At 42.4% G+C, this 1,662-nt stretch carries 1 protein-coding gene and 1 pseudogene; both read right to left on the reverse strand.

Annotated elements, in window-relative coordinates; all coding sequences use genetic code 11:
• Window positions 1-123: 123 nt before the first annotated feature.
• Complete coding sequence (locus C6A40_RS24710; RefSeq protein ID WP_232830958.1) at window positions 124-561, reverse strand: hypothetical protein; 438 nt, start codon at window positions 559-561, stop codon at window positions 124-126.
• Window positions 562-925: 364 nt separating this feature from the next.
• Window positions 926-1,587: pseudogene (locus tag C6A40_RS25465) on the reverse strand (ADP-ribosylglycohydrolase family protein); the annotation flags it as partial.
• Between the last annotated feature and the right edge of the window lie 75 nt (window positions 1,588-1,662).

Here is a 1,662-nt window from a genome sequence, read left to right on the forward strand (position 1 = left end):
GGCCCGTCAGTTTCCAGAACAGAAGCCCCTCCACCGGGAGCTGAACGGTAATTCGGTTGAGCATAATCTTTATTCCACTATGGACTAATCTCGGTGTTCATTGAGATATTTTTTAAATCGTGCTTATTTAAGCCATAAACCTGAAAACATAAGGACGCTCCCCAGGGAAACTACGCTTTTAGCAACGATAAGTAGGCAAGGCGCAACGACGCGTGTTATAGACGATATTGCTTCATAATTTTCAGCATTGTATTTTTTGTGCCCTCCTGTAATCCCGGAAAAGATCGTGCAGAGCAGCACAACGGTAACTTTTAGTCCCCATACGCACAGGAAAGACATGGAAAAGATAATCGAATAGTGTTTCGCCGTTGCGACGGAGAATAATGACATTGACTGAGCGAGCCATTTCAACGTAAAACCAATAACAACCGTAACCACTAGCACCAGAACGAACATCAACCCAGCAAGGAACCATTGTTTTTTACTGAATAAGTCTTTTCCATTCCAGATAAGCGCTAGTGTCCAAATCATAAAGAGAATAAAGAAAAGCCATTGAATCATAACGTACCACATTTATACATGTTGTTCTCCAGGCATTGTCGTGTCGTCATCTCACTTCGCATCACACTCCTTTTCCAAACCAAATACCATAAAACAACAAGATACAGCTTAACGCGGCGAGAGATTTTGGTATCAGGCGTAATATTGGCCCAAACCGCTGATTGACTATATCAGTGATGCCATTAATTCAACCCAAATCAATATAATTTTATTTATCCACAAACCATGGTCACCACATGTTCTCTTCTCGAAGAATCTGTATTGTCCAATTTTTGACACGCCGGGACGCTTTTAACTAACAAACCATTAGGGACAGACAAAGAAAGAGGCACGGTACAATACCCGTGCCATATGACTAATATAATTATAAGAAATTATCCTCTGGAGCTCTATCGAACAGTTCACCTGCCATTTTGGCGATACGTTCGTGCTGCACGAGTTTGTTTTTCCACTCCTGCGGAATACCGGAATAACCATATAATGCCCCCGCGATTTGACCCGCCGTCGCTGCAACGCTGTCAGCATCATCGGCAAGATTGGCGGCCAGTAGAATGGCATCACGGAAATTATCAGTATTCCATACGGACCACATCGCGGCCTCAAGCGTATCGATAACATAACCACTTGAACGAATCTGATCGCGAGTTTTTTGCTTATACTCACCCGCGTTGATTATCATTACACGTGGCTGAAGCGGCATGACGTGCGGAGAAAAAACAAAAGCTTTATTGCTACCGTTAATCATATGCACAAGCAAATAACTTAAATACTGTGTACTATTTATTGCTTCCGCGGCACCGTGTGTTGCGATACTTTGTTTTTTAGCTTCATAAAACGCTTTGCTTAATGATTTTCTAAAAAAATAGAGACAGGTGCTTGCCTGATAATGGAAGCATTACCTGCAGTTTCTGGTGCTGTATTACCGATCCACCCAGGACCAACAGTTAAATATTGCTCTAAAGCAAACCGAGTTGTATTTCCTATATCAAAACAGATGCCATTTGAACTGTTATAACCATGCCGATGGATTGGCCCCTATATTTCCATACACTTTTTATCACTTAACCCATTACTGGTTCGCCGCCGCAGATATTCCCGTGG

It is taken from the genome of Enterobacter sp. GER_MD16_1505_Eko_090, assembly GCF_003331015.1.
In the GTDB taxonomy this organism is placed as follows: domain Bacteria; phylum Pseudomonadota; class Gammaproteobacteria; order Enterobacterales; family Enterobacteriaceae; genus Enterobacter; species Enterobacter roggenkampii.

Excerpts from the sequence above, each read along its gene's own strand:
- C6A40_RS24710 (WP_232830958.1), bottom strand. The coding sequence starts at position 561 with ATGATTCAATGGCTTTTCTTTATTCTCTTTATGATTTGGACACTAGCG.